Origin of the sequence: Pseudoalteromonas sp. MMG012, from assembly GCF_018100875.1 — a bacterium.
GTDB classification, from domain to species: domain Bacteria; phylum Pseudomonadota; class Gammaproteobacteria; order Enterobacterales; family Alteromonadaceae; genus Pseudoalteromonas; species Pseudoalteromonas aurantia.
Genome location: NZ_JAGJEF010000011.1, coordinates 90,401 through 111,415, shown reverse-complemented (window position 1 = coordinate 111,415; position 21,015 = coordinate 90,401). Strand labels below are relative to the sequence as shown.

20 protein-coding genes are annotated in these 21,015 nt (G+C 39.4%); 8 read left to right on the top strand and 12 right to left on the bottom strand.

The window, feature by feature from the left end; translation table 11 throughout:
• Window positions 1–195 precede the first annotated feature (195 nt).
• Window positions 196–1,974, bottom strand: a complete 1,779-nt coding sequence (locus tag J8L97_RS06220; protein ID WP_211048266.1) for a M61 family metallopeptidase — start codon at window positions 1,972–1,974, stop codon at window positions 196–198.
• Between the two features lie 185 nt (window positions 1,975–2,159).
• Here J8L97_RS06220 and J8L97_RS06215 point away from each other — a divergent pair, with 185 nt between their 5' ends.
• The 8 genes from J8L97_RS06215 to ilvN all read left to right on the top strand — a co-directional run bounded on the left by J8L97_RS06215 (window position 2,160) and on the right by ilvN (window position 11,967).
• Window positions 2,160–3,704 carry a GGDEF domain-containing protein gene (locus J8L97_RS06215; RefSeq protein ID WP_210994888.1) on the top strand — a complete coding sequence of 515 codons (1,545 nt, stop codon included), beginning with the start codon at window positions 2,160–2,162 and terminating at the stop codon, window positions 3,702–3,704.
• Window positions 3,705–3,718: 14 nt separating this feature from the next.
• A complete protein-coding gene (ppnN, locus tag J8L97_RS06210) occupies window positions 3,719–5,062 on the top strand; it encodes a nucleotide 5'-monophosphate nucleosidase PpnN (RefSeq protein WP_211048265.1) in 1,344 nt (447 codons plus the stop codon).
• The gene (xni, locus tag J8L97_RS06205; protein ID WP_210994886.1) at window positions 5,059–5,841 is read left to right on the top strand and encodes a flap endonuclease Xni; all 783 of its coding nucleotides are present in this window, start codon (window positions 5,059–5,061) and stop codon (window positions 5,839–5,841) included. The genes ppnN and xni overlap by 4 nt, the downstream gene beginning before the upstream one ends.
• A gap of 66 nt (window positions 5,842–5,907) precedes the next feature.
• Window positions 5,908–6,294, top strand: a complete 387-nt coding sequence (locus J8L97_RS06200; protein ID WP_192509242.1) for a DUF3192 domain-containing protein — start codon at window positions 5,908–5,910, stop codon at window positions 6,292–6,294.
• Window positions 6,294–7,985: a hypothetical protein gene (locus J8L97_RS06195; protein ID WP_210994885.1), complete on the top strand. Its 1,692-nt coding sequence runs from the start codon at window positions 6,294–6,296 to the stop codon at window positions 7,983–7,985. The genes J8L97_RS06200 and J8L97_RS06195 overlap by 1 nt, the downstream gene beginning before the upstream one ends.
• Before the next feature lie 257 nt (window positions 7,986–8,242).
• Window positions 8,243–9,250 (top strand): isocitrate dehydrogenase, encoded by a 1,008-nt coding sequence (locus J8L97_RS06190; RefSeq protein ID WP_192509240.1) that lies wholly within the window; start codon window positions 8,243–8,245, stop codon window positions 9,248–9,250.
• A 495-nt stretch (window positions 9,251–9,745) separates the two neighbouring features.
• Window positions 9,746–11,470 (top strand): acetolactate synthase 3 large subunit, encoded by a 1,725-nt coding sequence (locus J8L97_RS06185; protein WP_210994884.1) that lies wholly within the window; start codon window positions 9,746–9,748, stop codon window positions 11,468–11,470.
• Window positions 11,470–11,967, top strand: coding sequence for an acetolactate synthase small subunit (gene ilvN / locus J8L97_RS06180; protein ID WP_192509238.1), 498 nt, complete (start codon window positions 11,470–11,472; stop codon window positions 11,965–11,967). The genes J8L97_RS06185 and ilvN overlap by 1 nt, the downstream gene beginning before the upstream one ends.
• Window positions 11,968–12,031: 64 nt before the next feature.
• On the opposite strand, the gene J8L97_RS06175 is transcribed toward ilvN, so the two are convergent.
• From J8L97_RS06175 to J8L97_RS06125, 11 genes are all read right to left on the bottom strand, one after another.
• Window positions 12,032–12,307 carry an HU family DNA-binding protein gene (locus J8L97_RS06175; RefSeq protein WP_192509237.1) on the bottom strand — a complete coding sequence of 92 codons (276 nt, stop codon included), beginning with the start codon at window positions 12,305–12,307 and terminating at the stop codon, window positions 12,032–12,034.
• Window positions 12,308–12,518: 211 nt separating this feature from the next.
• The gene (locus J8L97_RS06170) at window positions 12,519–13,028 is read right to left on the bottom strand and encodes a DUF2878 domain-containing protein (protein WP_211048264.1); all 510 of its coding nucleotides are present in this window, start codon (window positions 13,026–13,028) and stop codon (window positions 12,519–12,521) included.
• A complete protein-coding gene (locus J8L97_RS06165; protein ID WP_211048263.1) occupies window positions 12,991–14,253 on the bottom strand; it encodes a cyclopropane-fatty-acyl-phospholipid synthase family protein in 1,263 nt (420 codons plus the stop codon). Before J8L97_RS06165 ends, J8L97_RS06170 begins: the two co-directional genes overlap by 38 nt.
• 1 nt (window position 14,254) lies before the next feature.
• Window positions 14,255–14,983: a DUF1365 domain-containing protein gene (locus J8L97_RS06160; RefSeq protein ID WP_211048262.1), complete on the bottom strand. Its 729-nt coding sequence runs from the start codon at window positions 14,981–14,983 to the stop codon at window positions 14,255–14,257.
• Complete coding sequence (locus J8L97_RS06155) at window positions 14,984–16,243, bottom strand: NAD(P)/FAD-dependent oxidoreductase (RefSeq protein WP_211048261.1); 1,260 nt, start codon at window positions 16,241–16,243, stop codon at window positions 14,984–14,986. It abuts the gene before it with no gap.
• Entirely contained in the window at window positions 16,240–16,950 is a 711-nt protein-coding gene (locus J8L97_RS06150) for an SDR family NAD(P)-dependent oxidoreductase (protein WP_211048260.1), read from the bottom strand. The genes J8L97_RS06155 and J8L97_RS06150 overlap by 4 nt, the downstream gene beginning before the upstream one ends.
• The gene (locus tag J8L97_RS06145) at window positions 16,947–17,375 is read right to left on the bottom strand and encodes a nuclear transport factor 2 family protein (protein WP_211048259.1); all 429 of its coding nucleotides are present in this window, start codon (window positions 17,373–17,375) and stop codon (window positions 16,947–16,949) included. Before J8L97_RS06145 ends, J8L97_RS06150 begins: the two co-directional genes overlap by 4 nt.
• A gap of 1 nt (window position 17,376) precedes the next feature.
• On the bottom strand, window positions 17,377–18,765 hold the full coding sequence (gene phrB, locus J8L97_RS06140; protein WP_211048258.1) for a deoxyribodipyrimidine photo-lyase: 1,389 nt from the start codon (window positions 18,763–18,765) through the stop codon (window positions 17,377–17,379).
• Window positions 18,765–19,724: a DUF523 and DUF1722 domain-containing protein gene (locus J8L97_RS06135; RefSeq protein ID WP_211048257.1), complete on the bottom strand. Its 960-nt coding sequence runs from the start codon at window positions 19,722–19,724 to the stop codon at window positions 18,765–18,767. The genes phrB and J8L97_RS06135 overlap by 1 nt, the downstream gene beginning before the upstream one ends.
• 9 nt (window positions 19,725–19,733) lie before the next feature.
• Window positions 19,734–20,399 (bottom strand): ChrR family anti-sigma-E factor, encoded by a 666-nt coding sequence (locus tag J8L97_RS06130; protein WP_211048256.1) that lies wholly within the window; start codon window positions 20,397–20,399, stop codon window positions 19,734–19,736.
• On the bottom strand, window positions 20,392–21,015 hold the full coding sequence (locus J8L97_RS06125; RefSeq protein ID WP_211048255.1) for a sigma-70 family RNA polymerase sigma factor: 624 nt from the start codon (window positions 21,013–21,015) through the stop codon (window positions 20,392–20,394). The genes J8L97_RS06130 and J8L97_RS06125 overlap by 8 nt, the downstream gene beginning before the upstream one ends.

Here is a 21,015-nt window from a genome sequence, read left to right as displayed (position 1 = left end):
ATAAACAGGCTAGATATGTCCAAATACCAACTACAGAGTTAAAATTAAGCAATTGATTAGTAGTCCTCTATTTGATCAACAAGGCACTGAAAAATACATTAGATAGTAAATAATAAGCGAAGTTAACTCCGCTTATTATAAATTCAGAAATTTTATATGGCCATAATTAAATAAAAAGTAACATTCAATATAAACCTACATACTATATGGATGTGATACTCCCATCCAAGATTGATACATTTCCCTCTGAAATTTTGATGGGTTTTTAATTGCCTTCACTTCTTTAGGCATATTATAGGCTTTTTCTAAAGTAATATAAGTGCTATTTATTTTATGTCTACGAATAAAATCTACACGGACTTTTTTTTCAGGTTTTAATAACTTTAGCGTTTGTGCCAACGAATTCCTTACATGATGGCCATCAATGGCGACGATTTTATCACCTGCTGTCAATCCCCCATTCCAAGCAGCTCCATTACGAGCTACATGTGTTAAGAGTAACAACTCACCTGAAATACTAGCCTGAGCATTAATACTCGCGGTTATTTCAGCCGATGTAGGCAGTACATGTTGTAAACCAACCAAACTGAGTAGTTCGTCAAAGTCAATGTCTAATGGACTATCTACGTGCGTAGTCCACCAGTGAGAATAATCTTTACCGCTCACTTGCTTCAGTATATTCTTCACATCCTGACTGGTAAAAGATTTTGGCAGCTTAAATTGCTTGTAAAGTTCCCGATGAACATCTTTATAACTTACCGCACCATCAGAATCCTTTAATAACGTAATATCCAATGCCATAGATATTAACGCACCTTCAGAATAAATGTTTGTACTATAATTTCGGCCATGATCTCCTCCTTGATTAATCCACTTATCAAAGCTGGTTTCCGCCGCAGATTGAACTTCTCGACCAGGGGTCGCCAAATGCCGGTTAATTGAGCGAGTCAAACTTTTGAAGTACTCTTGATTGGTGGTTATTCCTGCACTTAGTAATAGATAATCTTCTAAATAACTCGTAGAACCCTCCGCCAACCATAAAAGATCACTATAGTTAATGTCGACATAATCGTAAGGAACTAGGCCAGAAGGGCGATAATTTTTAACATTCCATGTATGAATGAATTCGTGCGCCGCAGTAGAAATGAAACCTATATAATCTTTTCTTTTTGAAAACTTATCTCTGTGCCTCTGGATTATAGTTGAATTTAAATGTTCGGTAGCGCCTCGGGCACCACTTGTAGCGTGTACCATAAATACGTAACGCTCATACGGATAATCATCCCAGATCAGCGACCCAGTTTTGACTAGCTTTTTAAGGTCTCGCAACATAAGCGCAATATCATAATTGCCCTCACCCCAAACAACTAACTCATATTGTCGGCCATCGACTTCAAACTTACTTAAATCATTTATACCAGTCTCAATTGGCGAATCTAGTAACACATCATAGTTTTGAGCAACAAAACTGTGTTGATTGTCACCGAATTTCATGCCAGAAACAGAACGCCACGCTTTGGGAACTTCCAACTCAACATTAATGGACTCTTGCCTGAATGAGTCACTAAACATGAAAAACCCTGAAGCATCAATGAATGCATGACTATCATCGATGTGCCTAGCACGCAGGCCAAGCTCATTCGCGTATACTTGGTAATTCACATTCACTTCAGTTGGCTTATCAAAATGGACTCGCCAAGTATTTTTATCTACTTTATTCCACTCTAATGCTACTCCAAGGCTATTTGTTGCAGAGAACAAACGTACACCATTTGCCAAATTCAAAATCTCGTAACGACCAGTCCGCCAATCGGGCAACTGGATATCAATGTGAGATTGCGCTAATTTTGGAAATGAAATTGATACATTGCCTAAATGATGTTCTGGTTGATCTATTTTCAGCCTATATTCAACCTCAGCAAAAGACAAAAACGGCAATGCCGTCAAGGCTAGCCAAGCAGTATTTTTAATCATAATTATTTCTACATAAAGTCGGTTTCACGGACCCTAACAAAGATACGACCGATTATTTAAAAAACGCGGTGAATCTACATTATTGGATGAATAATTAGCAGCTAATTACAAAATCATCTACATTAATCAAATATTTGTTGTAAACTTAAAAGCGTGTTTATCTACGATGGAAGTGGTCTATATTTGTGACTGATAATACTGAGCAATTAGAAAAAAAACTCGGACAAGCAATAAAAGTTCGCAAGGCCTTAGAAACAGCAAGAAAACATCAAGTAGATGTGCTTTCTCAATTTTCTGCGAAATTATCGCTAAGCTGCAAAGGACAAGACGTTGCCCTAGATAACCAACTTGCTAAATTTAGAAGTGCGCTTAACAAAGGCATGGATTTTGAGGAATTTGCCCCGTTAATCGACAATATGTCAGCAATGCTTAAGCAACAAGAAGCGGTGAATTCTGCTAATCATAGAAAATTACTGGAATCTATCACAATCTCAGGAAAACAACTTCAAAGAGTAAAAGGTTTACCTGAAGATGGCAGACGAATGTTACGCCATTTACTTGATCATGAATTGGACGTGCAGTCCACGAACGAGTTTATACCAATCCTTGATAAACTCGTGACGATTTATCACAAGACATTGCAAAGTAAAGCAACTATTTTAACTGACTCTGACGCAAATAATCGTTCTGATAAAAACCCTGAGATTGCAGCTGAATTACTCGCACTGGCTAACGAGCTTATTTTTGATGAAGATGTTGCTAATGAAGTAAAAGCGATAAAGAATAATATTAGTCTTAATGACAATGTCGACGTATTGTTAGAGTCCGGTTTAGGGATAATAAGGATCATTGCAAAAAGTATTGCCAGAGAGCGTCAATCTGCGCAGGGTTTTTTGGTGTCGTTAAACCAAACACTAGAAGAACTTCATACATCGATTATTAGTACAACCAAAAACTCACGTTCAATGAGTCATGAGCTTAATGGTTTAAATAAGCAAATTGAATCAAAAATAAAAAACCTCAATGAACAAACTCAAAAAGCGACATCGATAGCAGAGCTTAAATCATTAGTGGACGGAGAACTGAAGATTCTAAGTCACGATTTGGTTGAGCGAGAAAGATTAGAGCGAGCTGATAAAGAAGCCCTTTTTGCAAGCTTCGAGCAAATTAACGAGCGCATTAATGTACTTGAATCTAAAGTAACTAATTATAAAAAGCGCTTATCAGAACAACGTTTTAAGAGCTTGTTAGATGGGCTTACCAAGCTACCTAACAGAGCCGCATTTGATGATAGATTTAACCAAGAGTTTCATTTATTCGATGTGCAAAAATCTGATGTAACGCTCGTTGTAATTGATGTTGATCACTTCAAATCTATCAATGATCAGTATGGTCACAGCGCCGGTGACAAAACACTGCAAGTCATTGCTCGCGCATTGAAAAAATCTATTAGAAAAACAGATTTTATTGCGCGTTATGGCGGCGAAGAGTTTGTTTTACTTATGCCTGGTATGCCACTAGGCCAAGCAAAACAACCGTTAGAGAAGGTAAGAACCACAATTAAGTCGATCCCCTTTAAATTTAAAGAAAAACAAGTACAAATCACTATTTCTTTAGGTGCAACACAATTTAGAGATGGTGATACACCGTTGTCGGCTTTTGATAGAGCAGATGATGCACTTTACGAAGCAAAAAATAGCGGGAGAGACCGAATTTGTCTTCGTGAATAACAAGGAGTATGCCTATGCAAATACAGTTAAACCCAACAGGTGTTTTGAATCTTCTATCTCAATTAGAAGTAGACTTACTGCAACAATCATCACATAGTGAACGCTATCGATTGTTTAGAAACTGTGCACTTGCAGTACTAAATGTTGGTAGCCATACTGACTCAAGTTCAGAAATCTATAATAAATACCAAGATTTCGCTATTCGCCTTATTGCTAGAGAACGCGGAATTAAAATCGAGTTAGATAACCCACCTAGTACGGCTTTTGTTGACGGTGAGATCATCATAGGGATCCACGAACACATTTTTTCTGTCATTCGTGACATCCTTTTTATTTGCCAAAAGCATCAAGAACAAATCGAAGAACCCCGTGAAATCACACATATGGTTTTCGATATGCTTCGTAATGCAGATGCATTACAAGTAAACACAGACCCGAATTTGATCGTTTGTTGGGGGGGCCACTCAATTAACGAAACTGAATATAAATACACCAAGGAAGTTGGGTATCAGCTTGGTTTACGTGGTATGAATATATGTACTGGCTGTGGACCCGGAGCAATGAAGGGCCCAATGAAGGGTGCCACCATTGGTCATGCAAAACAACGTATCACCAGTAATCGCTATTTAGGGTTAACTGAACCCAGTATTATTGCTGCTGAACCACCTAACCCGATTGTGAATGAGTTAGTGATACTGCCTGATATAGAAAAACGTTTAGAAGCGTTTGTCCGTATGTCACATGGTATTATTATTTTCCCAGGAGGTGCGGGAACTGCCGAGGAGTTACTTTATTTACTCGGTATACTACTTCACCCTGAGAACGCTAAGCAATGCTTACCTGTTGTTTTAACAGGGCCAAAAGAGTCTGCAGCCTATTTCAATGAGATTTGCGCATTTGTTGAAAGTATTTTAGGTAAAGAAGCACTTAGTAAGTTTGAAGTCATTGTTGACGACCCCGAGCTTGTCGCCAAGAAGCTCAAAAGCAGTATGGCAGATGTTCGTTTATATAGAAAGGAGCAAGGTGACGCATACTATTTCAACTGGACATTAAAAATTGACAATGAGTTTCAAATGCCATTTGCGCCTACTCACGATAATATGTCTGGTCTTAATTTACATCTAGAACAACCTACACAACAATTAGCCGCCAATCTGCGACGAGCATTTTCTGGAATTGTTGCGGGTAATGTAAAAGATGAAGGAATAAAAGCAATACAAAGCCACGGCCCCTATATTTTAAGTGGTGATACCTCTTTAATGAAAGATATGGATAAACTTCTGCAAGCATTTGTTGATCAAGGTAGAATGAAGCTTCCAGGCAGTAAATATATACCGTGTTATAAAATAAAAGCATGAAAAAAAACTTAGTACTTATTGACGCGCTGAATTTAATTCGGCGCATTTTTGCTGTAGATGTACAACAAAGTCACCACAGTGACCAGCATATAATTTCATCTTGCAAGTCTCGCGTGAAACACGCAACGCAAAAAATAATCAAAGCAACTAACGCAACTCACATGATTGCTATATTTGATGGCGATAAAAGCTGGCGTTATCATTATTTTGAGCAATATAAGCATTCTCGTAAACCTATGCCCAGTTTACTTGCCGATAATTTAAATATTATGGCTGATGCTTTTTCGGAGCTTGGCGTTACAGCATATCGACCATTGCAAGATGAAGCTGACGATATCATTGCAACGTTAGCGGCTAAAGCACAAGCGGGAAGAATTCACTCTACGATTATCTCTACAGATAAAGGTTTTTATCCTCTGACAAGTGAGTACATTAGTGTATTTGACTATTTTAAAAAGAACTGGTTAACGGAGCAAGAAATTACGGAACGTTTCGATGTCCCAAAACATTTACTTATTGATCTCTGGGCGCTCGCTGGAGACAAAACCAACGATATCCCAGGTGTGCTAGGTGTAGGCAATAAATCAGCCTCACAACTGCTAAACAAGTTCGGTGATATTGAGTCAGCACTGGCGAGTGATGATTGCAAACAAAGCTTAAAAAATAAGTTAAATAGGGGCATGGATGATTTTATTATTAGTAAAAATTTAGTCACGTTACGAACCGACATTCATTTAGGCTTCAATTTAAGTCAGATAAGATTGAATCATATACGTTAGTCGCAACTATATTTTTCAAACAATGCGCTTTGCTATACTTAAAGCTAATTATTTGGTGAGCCTTACATGATAAAAAAAGTATTACGTTATATTATTTTGGGGCTAGCGGTTTATGCAGTCATTGTTATGCTTGTCATCAACTTCTACAAGGATGATCCTCAAGCTATGATTTGGCAAGATAGAGAAGCGTTTAATAATCGCTTTATCTCAAAGCTTAAAATAGGGGAACATATTGCTATTGACGACGTACTCGAAACGCTTGGAAGCCCCGATTTGACATTTTTAAAGAAGAAAAACAATGACATTGTTCAAATTGTTTACTTTAGAACTCAACTGGTTAAACCTGATGGGATTACAACCAAAGATGAATGTACTGGTTTGTTATTTAAAAATGGAAAACTGACGCTTTGGGGGCCTAGCGCCTCGGTAGCCTATGAGAAGGCGTTCAATTAGTGCAAGCTTTTAAAGCAAATCCTAACCAACTAAAGCGTCTACTTGAGCATACCCATCAGGCGCTTCGGCTTTACTATAGTAAAGAAAAATGGCCTACAATTTACCCGGTATTAACCCAACTTGCTGAACGGTTTGTGCTATTGTACACACAAGTACCGAATGCCCTTCATGCTCATTTACAGTTTTATGCCAAAAACCATGGCTACACAACAAATTTAGTTGTCAATCAATCGATCCTTATCTGTGCATTATGCAAAGCAAATGGTTACTCACCTGAGTTTACAGAAGAGCTGGTACTTGCTTGTTTATCAGATCACATCTGCAGCACCAATGAAACCAACCGTAAGGCAAGTGGTAAACCTCTTTCATCACAAGAACAAAAATTACTCAACCTACGTCATCAAATTGCTATTAAAATGCTAAATAGTGCTAAAGTCCCTAATGGTCAGTTACAAAGGATACTTGCTCGGCTAGATAAATACACCGCTTCAATAACTGGGGTTAAAAACATACCCTTGTATGACAATACAACGGTGCTTGTATGTTTGTCTAAACGTATAGCCAAAGCGATCACACCCAGACCTCAAGTAAGAACATTTAGTGTCATACAAGCGATAAAGTCACTGTACCTCAATACACATAACGTCTTTGCTCAATCGAGTTTAGTAACACTTGCTAAGCAATTTTCCGACTGCCCGTCAGGAGCAATGGTATCCTATAAAAAAAGTAATGCACTGCTTCTCGCTAAGGAAGGGAAAACTGTAACACTTGCGTTACTAGAAAATACACAAGTAAAAGGTATTGTCAAAACAACTAAGCAATTGAGCTTAATATATAAACCAATTATCACCGATGATAAAACCCTACTATATAGCATCTGGTTTAACGATCTAGTCAGAATGACCCCGTCTGAACTTCCTACCTCTGAGTCCATTTTAGATGCCATTGCTGAATTAGGAAGTGATGAATATGTTGAATTCAAAGCAATAGAAAAAAATATTGCGCCTTTCACACAGCTTGAACATGCGCTACGACAAGCCGCACGACAGTATAATCGACAAGGTCAAAAGGCTACGACCCTAAGACACTGTTTGACAATGGTAGGGTTGGATACTGCGGGTTTACTGTGTCAACGCGTATTACTTGAAACACTATTAGCCGATAAACCCCACCCTTTCTCCACCGACATATGGTGTAAATATGCCTTATTTAACAAAGTCATTTACGTTTTGACTCAGCATTCTAAGTCGGATCTATTTGAAACACTACTTGGCCCGTTTACCGCTGCAATATACTTTATGTTGTCTAAACATGACTCTCAAGTGATGCGACTGATAAAAACGCCATCCGACCAGTTTTCTCAAAAGCCCTTATCCATCGCGCATATTTTTGGGTTTGAACAGCTTGATAACGCTGAGTTCGAACAATTTATTCAAAAGTATTTCAAATATTCAAGCATGCACAATGCTTTTGCTGAAACTGAATTGATGGATAAACATGCACTTTCAATACACGCCAAATATTTTTCTGCCATCAAGCTCATCGTGGTTATGATGTTGACTGGCAATGATGAGTTAACCACATGGCAAAACCAAATACTCGAATTCACATTAGATGAATTTAGCTGGAAGAGCCGTACACTATTCTTTAATACGCTACTAGAACAATCACCTTATTGCACAACGGAGTGATAAACATCACTCAAAGTTTATACAAATTGCTGTAAATTCCACCCTTTATCAAGAATATAAATACAAAACATAGTAAGTATAATTACAGGTTATACCGATTAGCCATTCCTAACTGGAATATATCATCATAAATTGATATAAATCGCCCTTAAAAATTCAAGCGAACAGACACCTTCTTACTTTGTTTACTACAATTAAACATTTAGATGCTCAACGTGAGCTGGTGTTATATATATTTTTGATAAAGGAAACCTACAATGGCTAAGCAAACCATTACTGTAATTAAAGGCGACGGCATCGGCCCGAGTATCATTGACTCAGCAATCGAGATCTTAAATGCAGCTGGCTGTGACTTTGATTACGAATTCGTAGATGCAGGTCTTGCAGCTCTTGAAAAAACAGGTGAACTATTACCTCAAGAAACATTAGAGGTGATTGAAAAAAATAAAATCACCTTAAAAGGTCCTTTAACGACTCCAGTTGGCGAAGGCTTCACGTCAATTAATGTAACTTTACGTAAGCAATTTGGCTTATATGCAAATGTACGCCCTGTGAAGTCATTTGAAGGCACAAAAGCACGCTATGACGACATCGATATCATTACGGTTCGTGAAAATACGCAAGGTATGTACTCAGGGCTTGGCCAAGTTGTATCTGATGATGGCAACGAAGCTGAAGCAATGTCAAAAATCACACGCGAAGGTGCTGAAAAAATAGTAACTTTTGCATACGAACTGGCACAGCGAGAAGGTCGTAATAAAGTGACAGCCGTTCACAAAGCGAACATCTTAAAGTCAACATCAGGTTTATTCTTAAAAGTTGCACGTGAAATTGGTGAGCGTTACCCTGATATCGAATCAGCGGAGATGATTGTCGATGCAACATGCATGAAATTAGTAATGACGCCTGAAGAGTTTGATGTCATTGTAACCACAAACCTGTTTGGCGATATTTTATCTGACTTATGCGCTGGTTTAGTAGGTGGTTTGGGCATGGCGCCGGGTGCAAATATCGGTGAAAATGCAGCAATATTCGAAGCTGTTCATGGAAGTGCACCTGACATTGCAGGTAAAAACCTTGCAAACCCCACTTCAGTCATTTTAGCGTCAATCCAAATGTTAGAATATTTACAAATGGGTGATACCGCTGAGCGTATTCGAAACGCAGTCGCCGACGTAATCAAAACCGGTGACCGAACAACACGAGATTTAGGTGGTAACCATGGTACCACTGACTTTACACAAGCCGTTATTGACCGCTTATAATTAGAAGTAAAGTATCAAAGCCCGCCATAGTGCGGGCTTTTTTGATCTATCAATGTATGTATTTACCACATTTCATCTATCTTTTGAGCCTACTAGCTGCAAACTCAGAAAAGCTACAGCAATTTTACTATTTTGTACATTGGATTAGGAATAAAATACCATAACGGCACAATTTACTGCATAATAATTCCAAAACAAATCAACAAAGAACAATAAAAAGCAAAAACAACACTAAAAAAACGACTTTTAGAGTTATTTATGCAATAAAGCTGTTTCCCTATTGACTTAATAGCCAAAAACACTTTTAATAACTTTTGTTAATTATTATTTGGATCGTCACCAAAATGAAACGTATTTCTAGCCTTAATGTCCTCGTCCTGGTCTTATATATAAGTCCAGCGGGGCCGTGTTGAGCAAGTTTACGCTTTAACCCCGCAAATGCGGGGTTTTTTTTTGGTCAAATTTATATATTCAGTCGATAACTGAGGAATGAGGATGAATAAAGGGCAATTTAATGGCTCAGAATTAGTCGTAAAAGCACTAAAAGAGCTAGACGTAGAATACATATTCGGTTACCCCGGAGGTTCAGTACTAGATCTATATGATGCACTATTTCAACAAAATGACGTTAAACATATACTCGTTCGTCATGAACAGGCCGCAACACATATGGCCGATGGATATGCCCGTGCAACTGGTCAAGTCGGTGTCGTATTGGCAACCTCGGGACCTGGTGCAACAAACTGTATTACTGGCATCGCAACAGCTTATATGGATTCAATTCCGATGGTAGTACTGTCAGGTCAAGTTCCTTCTAGTTTAATCGGTGATGATGCTTTTCAAGAAACTGATATTGTTGGTTGCTCTCGACCTATTGTTAAGCACAGCTTCAACTGTCGAAACGCACAAGATATTCCCAGTATACTAGCAAAAGCCTTTTATTTAGCGGCTAGCGGACGCCCCGGTCCTGTTGTGGTTGAGTTACCTAAAGACATTCTTAATCCACAAACAAAATTCGAATATCAATTTCCTAACAACACTGAAATGCGTACCTACCATCCAAGTGTGAAGGGTCACCCTAAACAAATTAAAAAAGCCGTAAATGCAATATTGGATGCAAAAAAGCTGGTCGTTTATTCTGGCGGCGGCATAATACTGTCTGACACGTCTGAGCAACTTACGGAACTCGTTGAGTCTTTGAATGCACCTATAACTAACACCTTAATGGGACTTGGTGGTATTAGCGGTACTCACCCAAATTTCATTGGCATGCTTGGAATGCATGGGAGTTTAGAAGCAAATAAAGCAATGGCCAATGCCGATGTAATTTTAGCTTTAGGTGCTCGATTTGATGATCGTGTAACCAATAATGTTAAAAAGTTCTGTCCAAATGCGACTATTATTCATGTTGATGTAGACCCCACATCTATTTCAAAAACAATTCCCGCTCATATTCCTGTTGTAGGTTGCTTAGCCACTGTACTGACGCAACTACAAACGGCACTCGACAATAATGACAAACGTATTGATCGGTCTGCACAAGAAGATTGGTGGCGACAAATAACACAATGGCGAGAAGTTAAGTGTTTAGATTACGCCAAAACGGATGACTGCATAAAACCACAGACAGTCATTGAAAAAGTATATCAAGTGACTAAAGGTGAGGCCTATGTGAGCTCAGATGTAGGTCAACATCAGATGTTCGCAGCGCAATATTACCCCTTTAAACATCCTCGTCAGTGGATTAACTCCGGCGGTCTTGGAACAATGGGGTTTGGTCTACCTGCAGCGATGGGCGTAAAACTCGCATTCCCTGATAAGCACGTTGTCTGTGTTACGGGTGATGGTTCAATCCAAATGAATATACAAGAGTTATCAACTTGTTTGCAATATGGCCTTGCTGTAAAAATCGTTTCTTTAAACAATCGTTCTTTAGGTATGGTCAGACAGTGGCAAGATATGATGTATGATGGCCGGCATTCAAGTTCCTATATGGAATCTTTACCAGACTTCGTTAAGCTTACTGAAAGCTACGGACACGTGGGTATTCGGGTAGATCACCCTGACCAATTAGATGCTGCGCTAGAAAAAGCATTTTCTATTACAGATAAGCTCGTGTTCCTTGATATTAGAGTAGACGAAAAAGAACATGTGTATCCTATGCAAATAAAGCTGGGTGCAATAGACGATATGTGGCTTAAAAAAGGAGTTAAAGGATAATGCGTAGAATACTCAGTGTTTTGTTGGAGAACGAGCCAGGTGCCCTATCACGTATTGTTGGGCTATTTTCTCAACGAGCTTACAACATCGACAGCTTAACGGTCGGTACAACTGATGATAAGACCTTATCTCGAATTACCATTACAACCCATGGTGACGATAGAGTCGTTGAGCAAATAACCAAACAGGTAAATAAACTTGTTGATGTACTAAAAGTAATTGACTTGACCGATATGCCAAACATCGAACGTGAGTTGCTACTTGTTAAGGTTTATGCAAAAGACGAAGTGACTCGTGCTTCCGTGACACGCATTGCAGATGTATATAATGGGGCAATTATTGATATGGGAAAACAAAGCTATACACTGCAACTAGTAAGTAGTGCAGAGAAAATAGAATCTTTTCTCGATATGTTGCGTCATGAGAGTGACATTATTGAACTGGTTAGGTCTGGTGCGGTGGGTATTGGCAGAGGGGATAAAGCACTTAAAGGCTGACATTTACCCGATACCAAATATATAAAAGGGGCCAAAAGCCCCTTTTTCATACCAAAATTAACGCTTATAGGTTAACTTGATCTTTAAGCCCTTTACCAGCTTTGAAGCTTGGGATATTTGCAGCAGCGATTTGGATCTCATCGCCAGTTTGCGGGTTACGACCTGTGCGCGCAGCACGCTCTTTTACTGAGAAAGTACCAAAACCAACCAGTGCAACTGAATCACCATCTTTTAGAGAGGTAGTTACAGCACCTGTGAACGCTTCAAGAGCACGAGCTGCTGCTGCTTTAGAAATTTCAGCATCTGCCGCCATTTTTTCAACTAGTTGAGCTTTATTCATTATAAGATTCCTATTCATTTATATTTTGCCTGAGCAAAAGCTATGTTTATGCATTTTGACTAGATGTGCAACCATTTCCTTAGCTTTTTCAAAAAAAATCGATGTAACTCAGTAGTGGCGCGCATTCATTGCACATTTTGCGTTAAATCTAGTCAGCGAATACAAATTAGCAAGGCATTAATGATTAAGCAATAGCTTATGCCTAATGTTCTTAGAAATTTGTTGTTATTGCCCGGTATAACGTCCGTACAGCGACACTATAAACAGCCCAAATTGCTGAAAATGCGAACCAAAATTCCACTAACGAAAAATCAATCGTCAGTGCACCAAACTTTTCGCCTGCTTGGTAACTTAACGGTGCAAATACGGCAAACAAGCACATTGCTTGCCATACACCTAACGACATTACCTTTTTAAGTGATTCATTAAACGTCAGTATGAAAGCCACCCAAATCCCGACTAACCATACCGGTATTGTTGGACTACCATAATTTATTATACCGAGTGATATTGACAGTATTTCCAGTAATAACGATACGGGCAACAAACATATCACCAAAAACCCGCTCTGCTTTTTGTTACTCACAAAAATAAACATGGCAGCTATGCAAACAAGTATAAAAAAAATCGCATCAGCCTGCATAAACAGCGCACTAAACCAACATAATTGGAATAGGCTGAAATTAATAACTAAGCGTACTTTTGCACTCGGTCGATACATACCTTGGCTTCCTCGCTATTAGATGGACCGTACTGGTCGCTCGCTGCTTAAATGCACCTTCACAGTAACTTAAGTAGAATAGCCAAAGTCGTTTAAAACGCTCGTCAAATTTACTATGGTCTAGCTTTGGCCACGCCTCAATAAACCTTACACGCCAATCGTTTAGAGTACGGGCATAATGTAAACCAATATCCGACACCTCATGAACCACCATGTCAGTGCCGTTTTTAATCTGAATATGCATTTGTTCTAGCGATGGTAAACACCCTCCAGGAAAAATATGCTGTTGAATAAAATCAGATTTTTTTAGGTAATGGTCATACCTTTGACATGCAATTGTTATTGCTTGGATAAGCATAGCACCAGAGGGTTTCAATAATCTATTACATTTATCAAAAAAGCTCGGTAGATAATCGTGGCCTACTGCTTCAATCATCTCTATAGACACCAACTTATCAAACTGACCCGTTAGTTCTCGGTAGTCGCTTTTCAGCAAAGTAATTTTACTCTCAAGCTGGTTACGCTTAATCAAGTTTTCAACGTAGGCATACTGCTCTTCAGAAATTGTTGTCGTTGTTACATGACATCCAATGTTTTGCGCAGCATATATTGCGAATGCCCCCCATCCAGTGCCTATTTCTACAACTTTATCTGTTGCTTGTATATCCAGTTTGCGGCATATAACCGCCAGTTTGTTATTTTGGGCTTGCTCTAAAGTCGTATTTGGATGCTGATATATCGCGCTAGAATACAGCATTTCTTTACTCAAAAATGCAGAGTAAAGTTCGTTACCTAAATCGTAATGCGCAGCAATATTCTTTTTTGAGCCCGCTTTTGAATTTTGATTTTTAAGATGCGCAAGCTTATTAACCAAACCACTGAAAGCTGAAAATTTCCTCTCAAAATCATCCAGTTGACTCTGGTTTATAGCAAATATTTCTATCATTTTAGTTAAGTCATTGCATTTCCAATGACCATCTATGTAGGCCTCACCAGCACCAACACTTCCTCCAAGTGCAAACTGCTTATACATATGATCACTGAGAACCGTTATTACACAAGACAACGTGCTATGCTCTGAGCCAAAGGTATAGGTCTGCGCGCCCTCAATCACAGTTATATAGCCCTCTTCAATCTTACCAAAAGCCGAAAGAACTAATTTTTTATATAAGCCAGTTAGCCAACTGGATGTTGCACGTATTTTCAAATCTGAGGTATTTTCCATTTTATGATCCTGGGTGCCCGATAAACGGCACTTTTTTCAAAAACAACCTTAACGCCTGCCAATAAATACCTTTAAAAATTGATACTGTCATTGCAGGGAATCGCTTTAAAATAAACGTGATATTTTCCCTTGATAGCGTATACCGTTTAAGTCTCAGGGTTGCATCAAAGAGTCGTGTTTGCTCACGTCTATTTTCAATATGAATCAAGGTGCTAGCAGCCGGCGCTCGAACAGACCAGTGATAATGCATATCCAAATTCATAAAAGGAGATACGTGAAAAGCTTTTTTAAAGTTCACTTTTCTATCTAAATAAACTAAATAACAATGGCACTCATTCCACGGTGTATTACTGACTTCAGCCACCATATGCGTAAACTTACCAGTGGGATCAGCGAAAAAATAAAAGTTGACTGGGCTGAAATATAAGCCAAAGCACCTTAATTGACACAACATCATGACGCTATCTGAACTGGGTTGTGCGCCTAATTGAGTGCTCACTGTTAGGGCTCTGTCTTTTAATTGCCCAGAGTACCCTTTTAAATAATCATTTTGCTTGAATCGCAACGGCTTAAAATAATTCGTTCCAAACCAAGGATGAACCGCATTTAAGTGATCTAACTCATCTAAATCAATCCACGCCATATACATAGGGTACTTGAACTTATGCTCAGTGGGTTCGAGACGTCTGTGACTTACATCGCCAAGGTATAACGCACTATTTAACCCCATTTAAAACTCAACCCCAAATTGCCTCGCCACATCTACTGCGCTTTTAACTCCATCTTCATGAAACCCATTAAACCAATATGCCCCGCAAAAGTAGCTATTATGTTTACCATCGATAAGTGCTTTTTTCTTTTGAGCATCAATACTTGTTTGATTAAACACAGGGTGATGATACGTAAATCTACGTAGCACCTTTGAATCATCAATACCCTTATCATAATTTAGGGTCACACACAGCGGCTGTTCACTTTCAATACCTTGTAGGATATTCATTTGATAGGTCACTACTGCGGCTGCATCTGCATTACCATCTAATAAATAATTCCAACTAGCCCAAGCTGCATGACGCTTCGGCAACATGCTTTTATCGGTATGTAATAAAACAGAGTTTTCAGTGTAGGCCATACTCCCCAATATTTGTGCTTCATCCTCAGTTGGCGCCTCTAGCAAAGCCAGTGCTTGATCGGAATGACAGGCAAAAACAATTTCGTCAAATAACTGCACTCGCCCATCTTCCATCACAAGCTCTACACCTCCCTCATTTCTGCGTACTGTTTTAATGTTGGCATTTAAATGAATTGCATTTTTAAACGACTCAATTAATGGCGTAATATATGAACGAGATCCTCCAGGTATGACATACCACTGAGGTCGATTAGCTATATCCAACAAACCGTGGTTGAAAAAAAACTTCACAAAAAACTGCGCTTCAAATTCACTCATTTTTGCAATGCTTGTTGACCAAATAGCAGCGCCCATTGGTAAAATATAGTGAGTTTTAAAAAATTCATTAAAGTTATGCTGGGTAAGCAACGCTCCTAGAGTGGAATAACGCGAATAATCATTACCATAAAACAGCTGCTTACATAGTTTATTAAATCTCACGATATCGTATAACAATCGCCAAAAGGTCGGCCGAAATATGTTTCGTCGCTGTGCGAACAAAGAAGTAAATGTATGACCATTATATTCAAACTCGCTTTGAGTATTCTGGACACTGAAGCTCATTTGCGTCGGTTGCCTCGAGATACCTATCTCACTCAGCAATTTCTCAAACTTTGGATACGTACGGTCATTGAATACAATAAACCCAGTATCTATGGCATGCATTTGACCATCAACTTCAACGTCGACTGTCGCAGTGTGCCCACCAACATAATCATTTTTTTCAAACACAGTTACATTATGATTAGGTACTTTACTTAGTAGGTAAGCGGCTGTCATTCCAGAAATACCACTGCCTATTATTGCTATATTTTTCATCGAGATATTCCTTTTGCTATTGGTCTCCATAACCCAAAAGGTAGCATTTGGAGTAATTTCATTATAATTGTTAAACGTTTCGGAAAATGAATGTCCTTTCTCCGTTTAATAATACCAGCAGTGATACATGCAACGGCTTTGTCTACAGTTACGGCCATAGGCATCGGAAAATCATTTTTATCAGTCAGCGGAGTTTTTACAAACCCTGGGTGCACCAATGTCACGTCTATGTCTGTTAAATCAATCGACAGTGACTGCGCTAAATAAGACACTGCGGCTTTTGATGTACCGTACGCCTGCGCCCTAGGAAGGGCTAAAAATGCGGCACTAGAGCTGACAATAACAAGCTGTCCACCTGACTTTACTTTTGGCAATAGTTGCTCTAAGCAGTAACCAATTGACACCAAATTAACTTGGATAATTCGCGCAAACAAAGCACTATCGAACGCCTTAGCATCATCTATGTATTCACAATTCCCTGCATTTAAAATCAAAATATCCAATGCTGGTAGATTTCCTGTGGCATCTTGAATACTACTTAGATCTGTTACATCAAATTGCAACGTTGTAACTTTGGGTAACCGTTTGAGTTCAAGTAATGCATCTTTATTTCTACCACAGGCAAAAACTTCGTCGTTTAATGCGTAATATTCAGCTAAGCCCCTGCCAATACCTGAGGTTGCTCCTGTAATAAGTATTTTTTTCATTTTCCCGACGCCTTTCTGTCAACCATTTTAATGACAGAACCTAGTACCGGTAAATGGCGATACAATAATTCACCAACATCAAAATAATCCCTATGATGAATCACTTTTTCCTCTTTAAACATCAACTTGCTATGTCCATTCACTGCAATGTCACAGCCTGAATTTAGGCGTGGATGATTGTAGCGCATTTGCCAATAGACGAAGCCATAATTGTCTATTGCGACTTTGTCTTCTATTTCAAAATGAATTGCACTAACATTTGTATATAAATGCGCAAAATACTGAGTTAAATCAGCAAGCCCTTCGACCTGATGAAGCGGATCGACAAAAGTAATATCTCGGTGGTATACATCTGCTAGTACAGCTAAGTTATCAATACGTAAAACATCATACATGCCGATAAATCTATCTAAAATAGGTCCCATATCAAACCTTAAATGCGTCCAATGCGCGCTGCCGTGCCGCTTTATGCTCAACAATCGCTGATGAATAATTACAGGTTGGTGACTCCGCCAAATACTCATGTGGAAAATGAATATATTTATTGGGAACATCAACCAGCTCAGGTACATAGGTACGAATGAAAGCGCCTTCAGGATCAAATTTTTTGCTTTGTGTGATCGGGTTAAATATCCTAAAGTACGGTTGGGCATCACATCCCGTACTCGCAGCCCATTGCCACCCCCCATTATTACTTGCTAAATCTCCATCAATTAACTTGCTCATAAAATAACGTTCTCCCTTACGCCAATCTACCAGTAAGTGTTTAGTCAAAAAACTGGCAACGATCATTCTTAATCGATTGTGCATCCATCCAGTTTGATTGAGCTGACGCATAGCAGCATCAACAATTGGGTAGCCCGTATTACCCGTGCACCAAGCTTTAAACTGCGCGTCACTATCTTGCCAAATTACGGTGTCATATTTACGATTAAAATTCTTGTACTGGCACAAAGACGGAAAAGCACTGACTAAATGCCGATAAAACTCGCGCCATATCAACTCGTTAATCCAAGTAAATTCACGCTTACTAGGCGTTTGAAGAATATCAGGATAATAGTATTGTACTTCAGCCAGTAATTGCTTAACTGAAATCGCCCCAATGGCGATATAAGGACTTAACCCGGATGTCCCTTTTATGCTTGGTATATCGCGATGTATTGAATAATGAGTACACTTCTCTTGTACAAAACGACTGGCTATGCCAAATAGACTCTCATCGTCAACAGGCCACTTTTGAGACGTGTTGTCGGTATTCAAACATTCTGGTGTTTGCCACTCAATTGAAGGGGTTGTTTGGGGAACCAACCTCCAAGGTTTGACTATGAACATCTGTTGCTCATAAATTTTTAGCCACGCCTTTTTAAACGGCGTGAAAACTTTAAACATCTCACTGTTTTTAGTCACCACCGTAGTGGGTTTAGCAATCACATCACCATCAAATAACCTTAAGTTAATGCCTATTGATCTACATTGCTCGTCTCTTAAAACCTCATTAATTTCATACTCTTTATTGGCAAAAATTTGTTCGATATCGTTCGCTACACAAAAGTACTTTAACAAAGCTGGTATTTCTGCATAAGTATCAGCTACTTCCACATGCAAGTTGATACCGAATTGGGCCAATTTCCTTCCCAAATAGTCCACTCTTCTCTTGATGAGATCAAACTGAATCGGTGCAGCACCGTGCTTACCAATCCATTGCCTCTCACAGACAAAAAAAAGCGCCGATTTGGCGCCGCTTTCAATTGCTTCAATTAACGCTTCATTGGCGAAGTACCTAAGATCCCGTCGAAACCAAAACAAGGCGCCCATTAAATGCCAAACCTCAGTTTTAACGCATTAGGGTATGGATTGAAGTACACCTGCTCAATCAAATAATCATTACTATGTACGGTTAAATGGTGTTTCAGTAAGGTGAGAGGAACATATAAAGGCACTATCCCTTCCCGGTACTGCTCAATCGCTTCACATAATTCCTGCTTCTCGATTTTAGATAACACATTCTTAAAATACCCTTGCAAATGACTGAGTGTATTAGCTTGGTTTTTGCGTGAAGCTGGCCTAGATAACCCTTTCATTAAATGACTTATATACTGCGCTTTTATCTCTTCAATATCCTGCCCTACCGCATTACCTAACAATCTGCCCAGTGCTTTATACGCTTCGTAATTATGGCTCATTAACAAATATTTATGTTTGGCATGAAAACGTGTCAGCTCATGCACCCCAACACAATCTAAATGCAACGTTTGCCAATGTTTATAGACATAGACACGCATGACAAAATTTTCTCTCAGGTGTGGGTCACTCAATCGTCCATTCTCTTCACACGGCAAATTCGGATTATGTTTCATTATTTGCGCTGCAAAAAAACCGATGCCTTCAGAAGAGTTCCCGGTACCAGCTTCATTGTATACTTTGACCCGCTCCATGCCGCAACTTGGACTTTTTGCACAAAACACAAACCCAGACAACTCTTTTGCCTGTTCAGTCGCAACTCGCTCTCCATATGCCGTCAAACTCTGCCCTACATCTCCGCTGCCATCTGGCCGGCACACCTTTATTGTGTCGCCTACACGGACTTGCCTTATTGTTGCTCTAGGGATTGACATTCCCACGGCAACTTCTGGGCAAAACTTCTTGTACTCAACATAGTTCCCTAATTCATCCATACAAAAGTTAGAGCGCTTGTGACCCGTGTCAAAGCGAACTTTTTCACCAGCAAGGCAAGCACTGATCCCTATTTGAATAGTTGACTCAAAAGCTTCCATAACCACCCCTTAATAAATCAGATTACCAATTGGGTTCAACAACTTGCTGAGCCCTTTATTAAAATGTAACGCACTATTAACCAGAGTAAAGCACAGGCAACCGTTTTCAGTGCGCGGCGTATGTGAATGTCGCCCGTCCAACCAAATAAAATCTCCTGCAACGTAGGTTCCAGACTCGTCTTCGAAGCTTCCATCTAATAATAGCGTTAACTCAAAGCCTGTATGAGTATGGTTCGGTATTTCCCCTCCAGGAGCTATTTGTAATAAGCTCGCCCTTAATTCCCCATCTTCTAAGTCTAGACGCGACCGAGACAGTTTTCCTACCTGAGAGAAGTCTGACCGCTCGATACTCGCAATCGCTCTGGGTACAATCACTTCTTTTGCTTGATATTGTAACGTTTGAGGGATGTATCTGTGTACCTGAGTGATCGAGTCATCAGACGTTATGTCACTCAGCATCTGAGCAAAATCTACGTCAGTGGTTAAATCACCGTCCAAATCATTATCAATTTGAACGAAATACCTTTCGCTGCTATCGTTTTCCAAGGCCTTCACTTGTTTGGCACAACAGGGACATAGCTCCAAATGCGCTGAAATAGCAATACTCAAAGACGCCGGTAATGTACCCTCGGAAAACTGTGTTAACATTTCTTGTGTAGGGTGATGCTTAATCATGACTATCTCCCATTTCCGCTCTTAATTTTTGTAAAGCGAGACGTAACCTCGATTTGACAGTCCCCACAGGAATGTTTAACTGCTCAGCCAGTTGTTCCTGCGACATTTCCTGAAAGTAAACCCCCTTTACAACTTCTTGTTGCGCCTTGGGTAAACAACTAATGTACTTCTGAATCTGCTTATCCTGTAGGTGGTCATTAAAACCATCATTGCTACATTCGCCTTCTTGCAAAGTCGGCCAAATGTCTTCGCTTATCTGATCTTCTTTTTTGCTTTTTATTTTTCGCAGTGCGTCAAACGATGCATTTCTCATAACCGTGTAGACCCACGTTGTCGCCGCCCCTTTGTCTTGACTATACAAATGTGCTTTTCGCCAAACTGACGTCATTGTGTCTTGAACTAGCTCCATCGCCATTGCTTCAGAACCATATTGCTTTATTCCAAATCGCTTTATTTTGGGTGCAAAGTATTTAAACAAGACCGCAAACGCGGTTTTGTCTCGTTGCTCTGCAACCTTAACTAATGCACTAGAAAGTGCTTTTGTAGGAGTATCTTCCATACTTTTAGTGTGTCCAGACTTTTGCGGTACAGCTGTACTCGATAACTGGCTAACCAT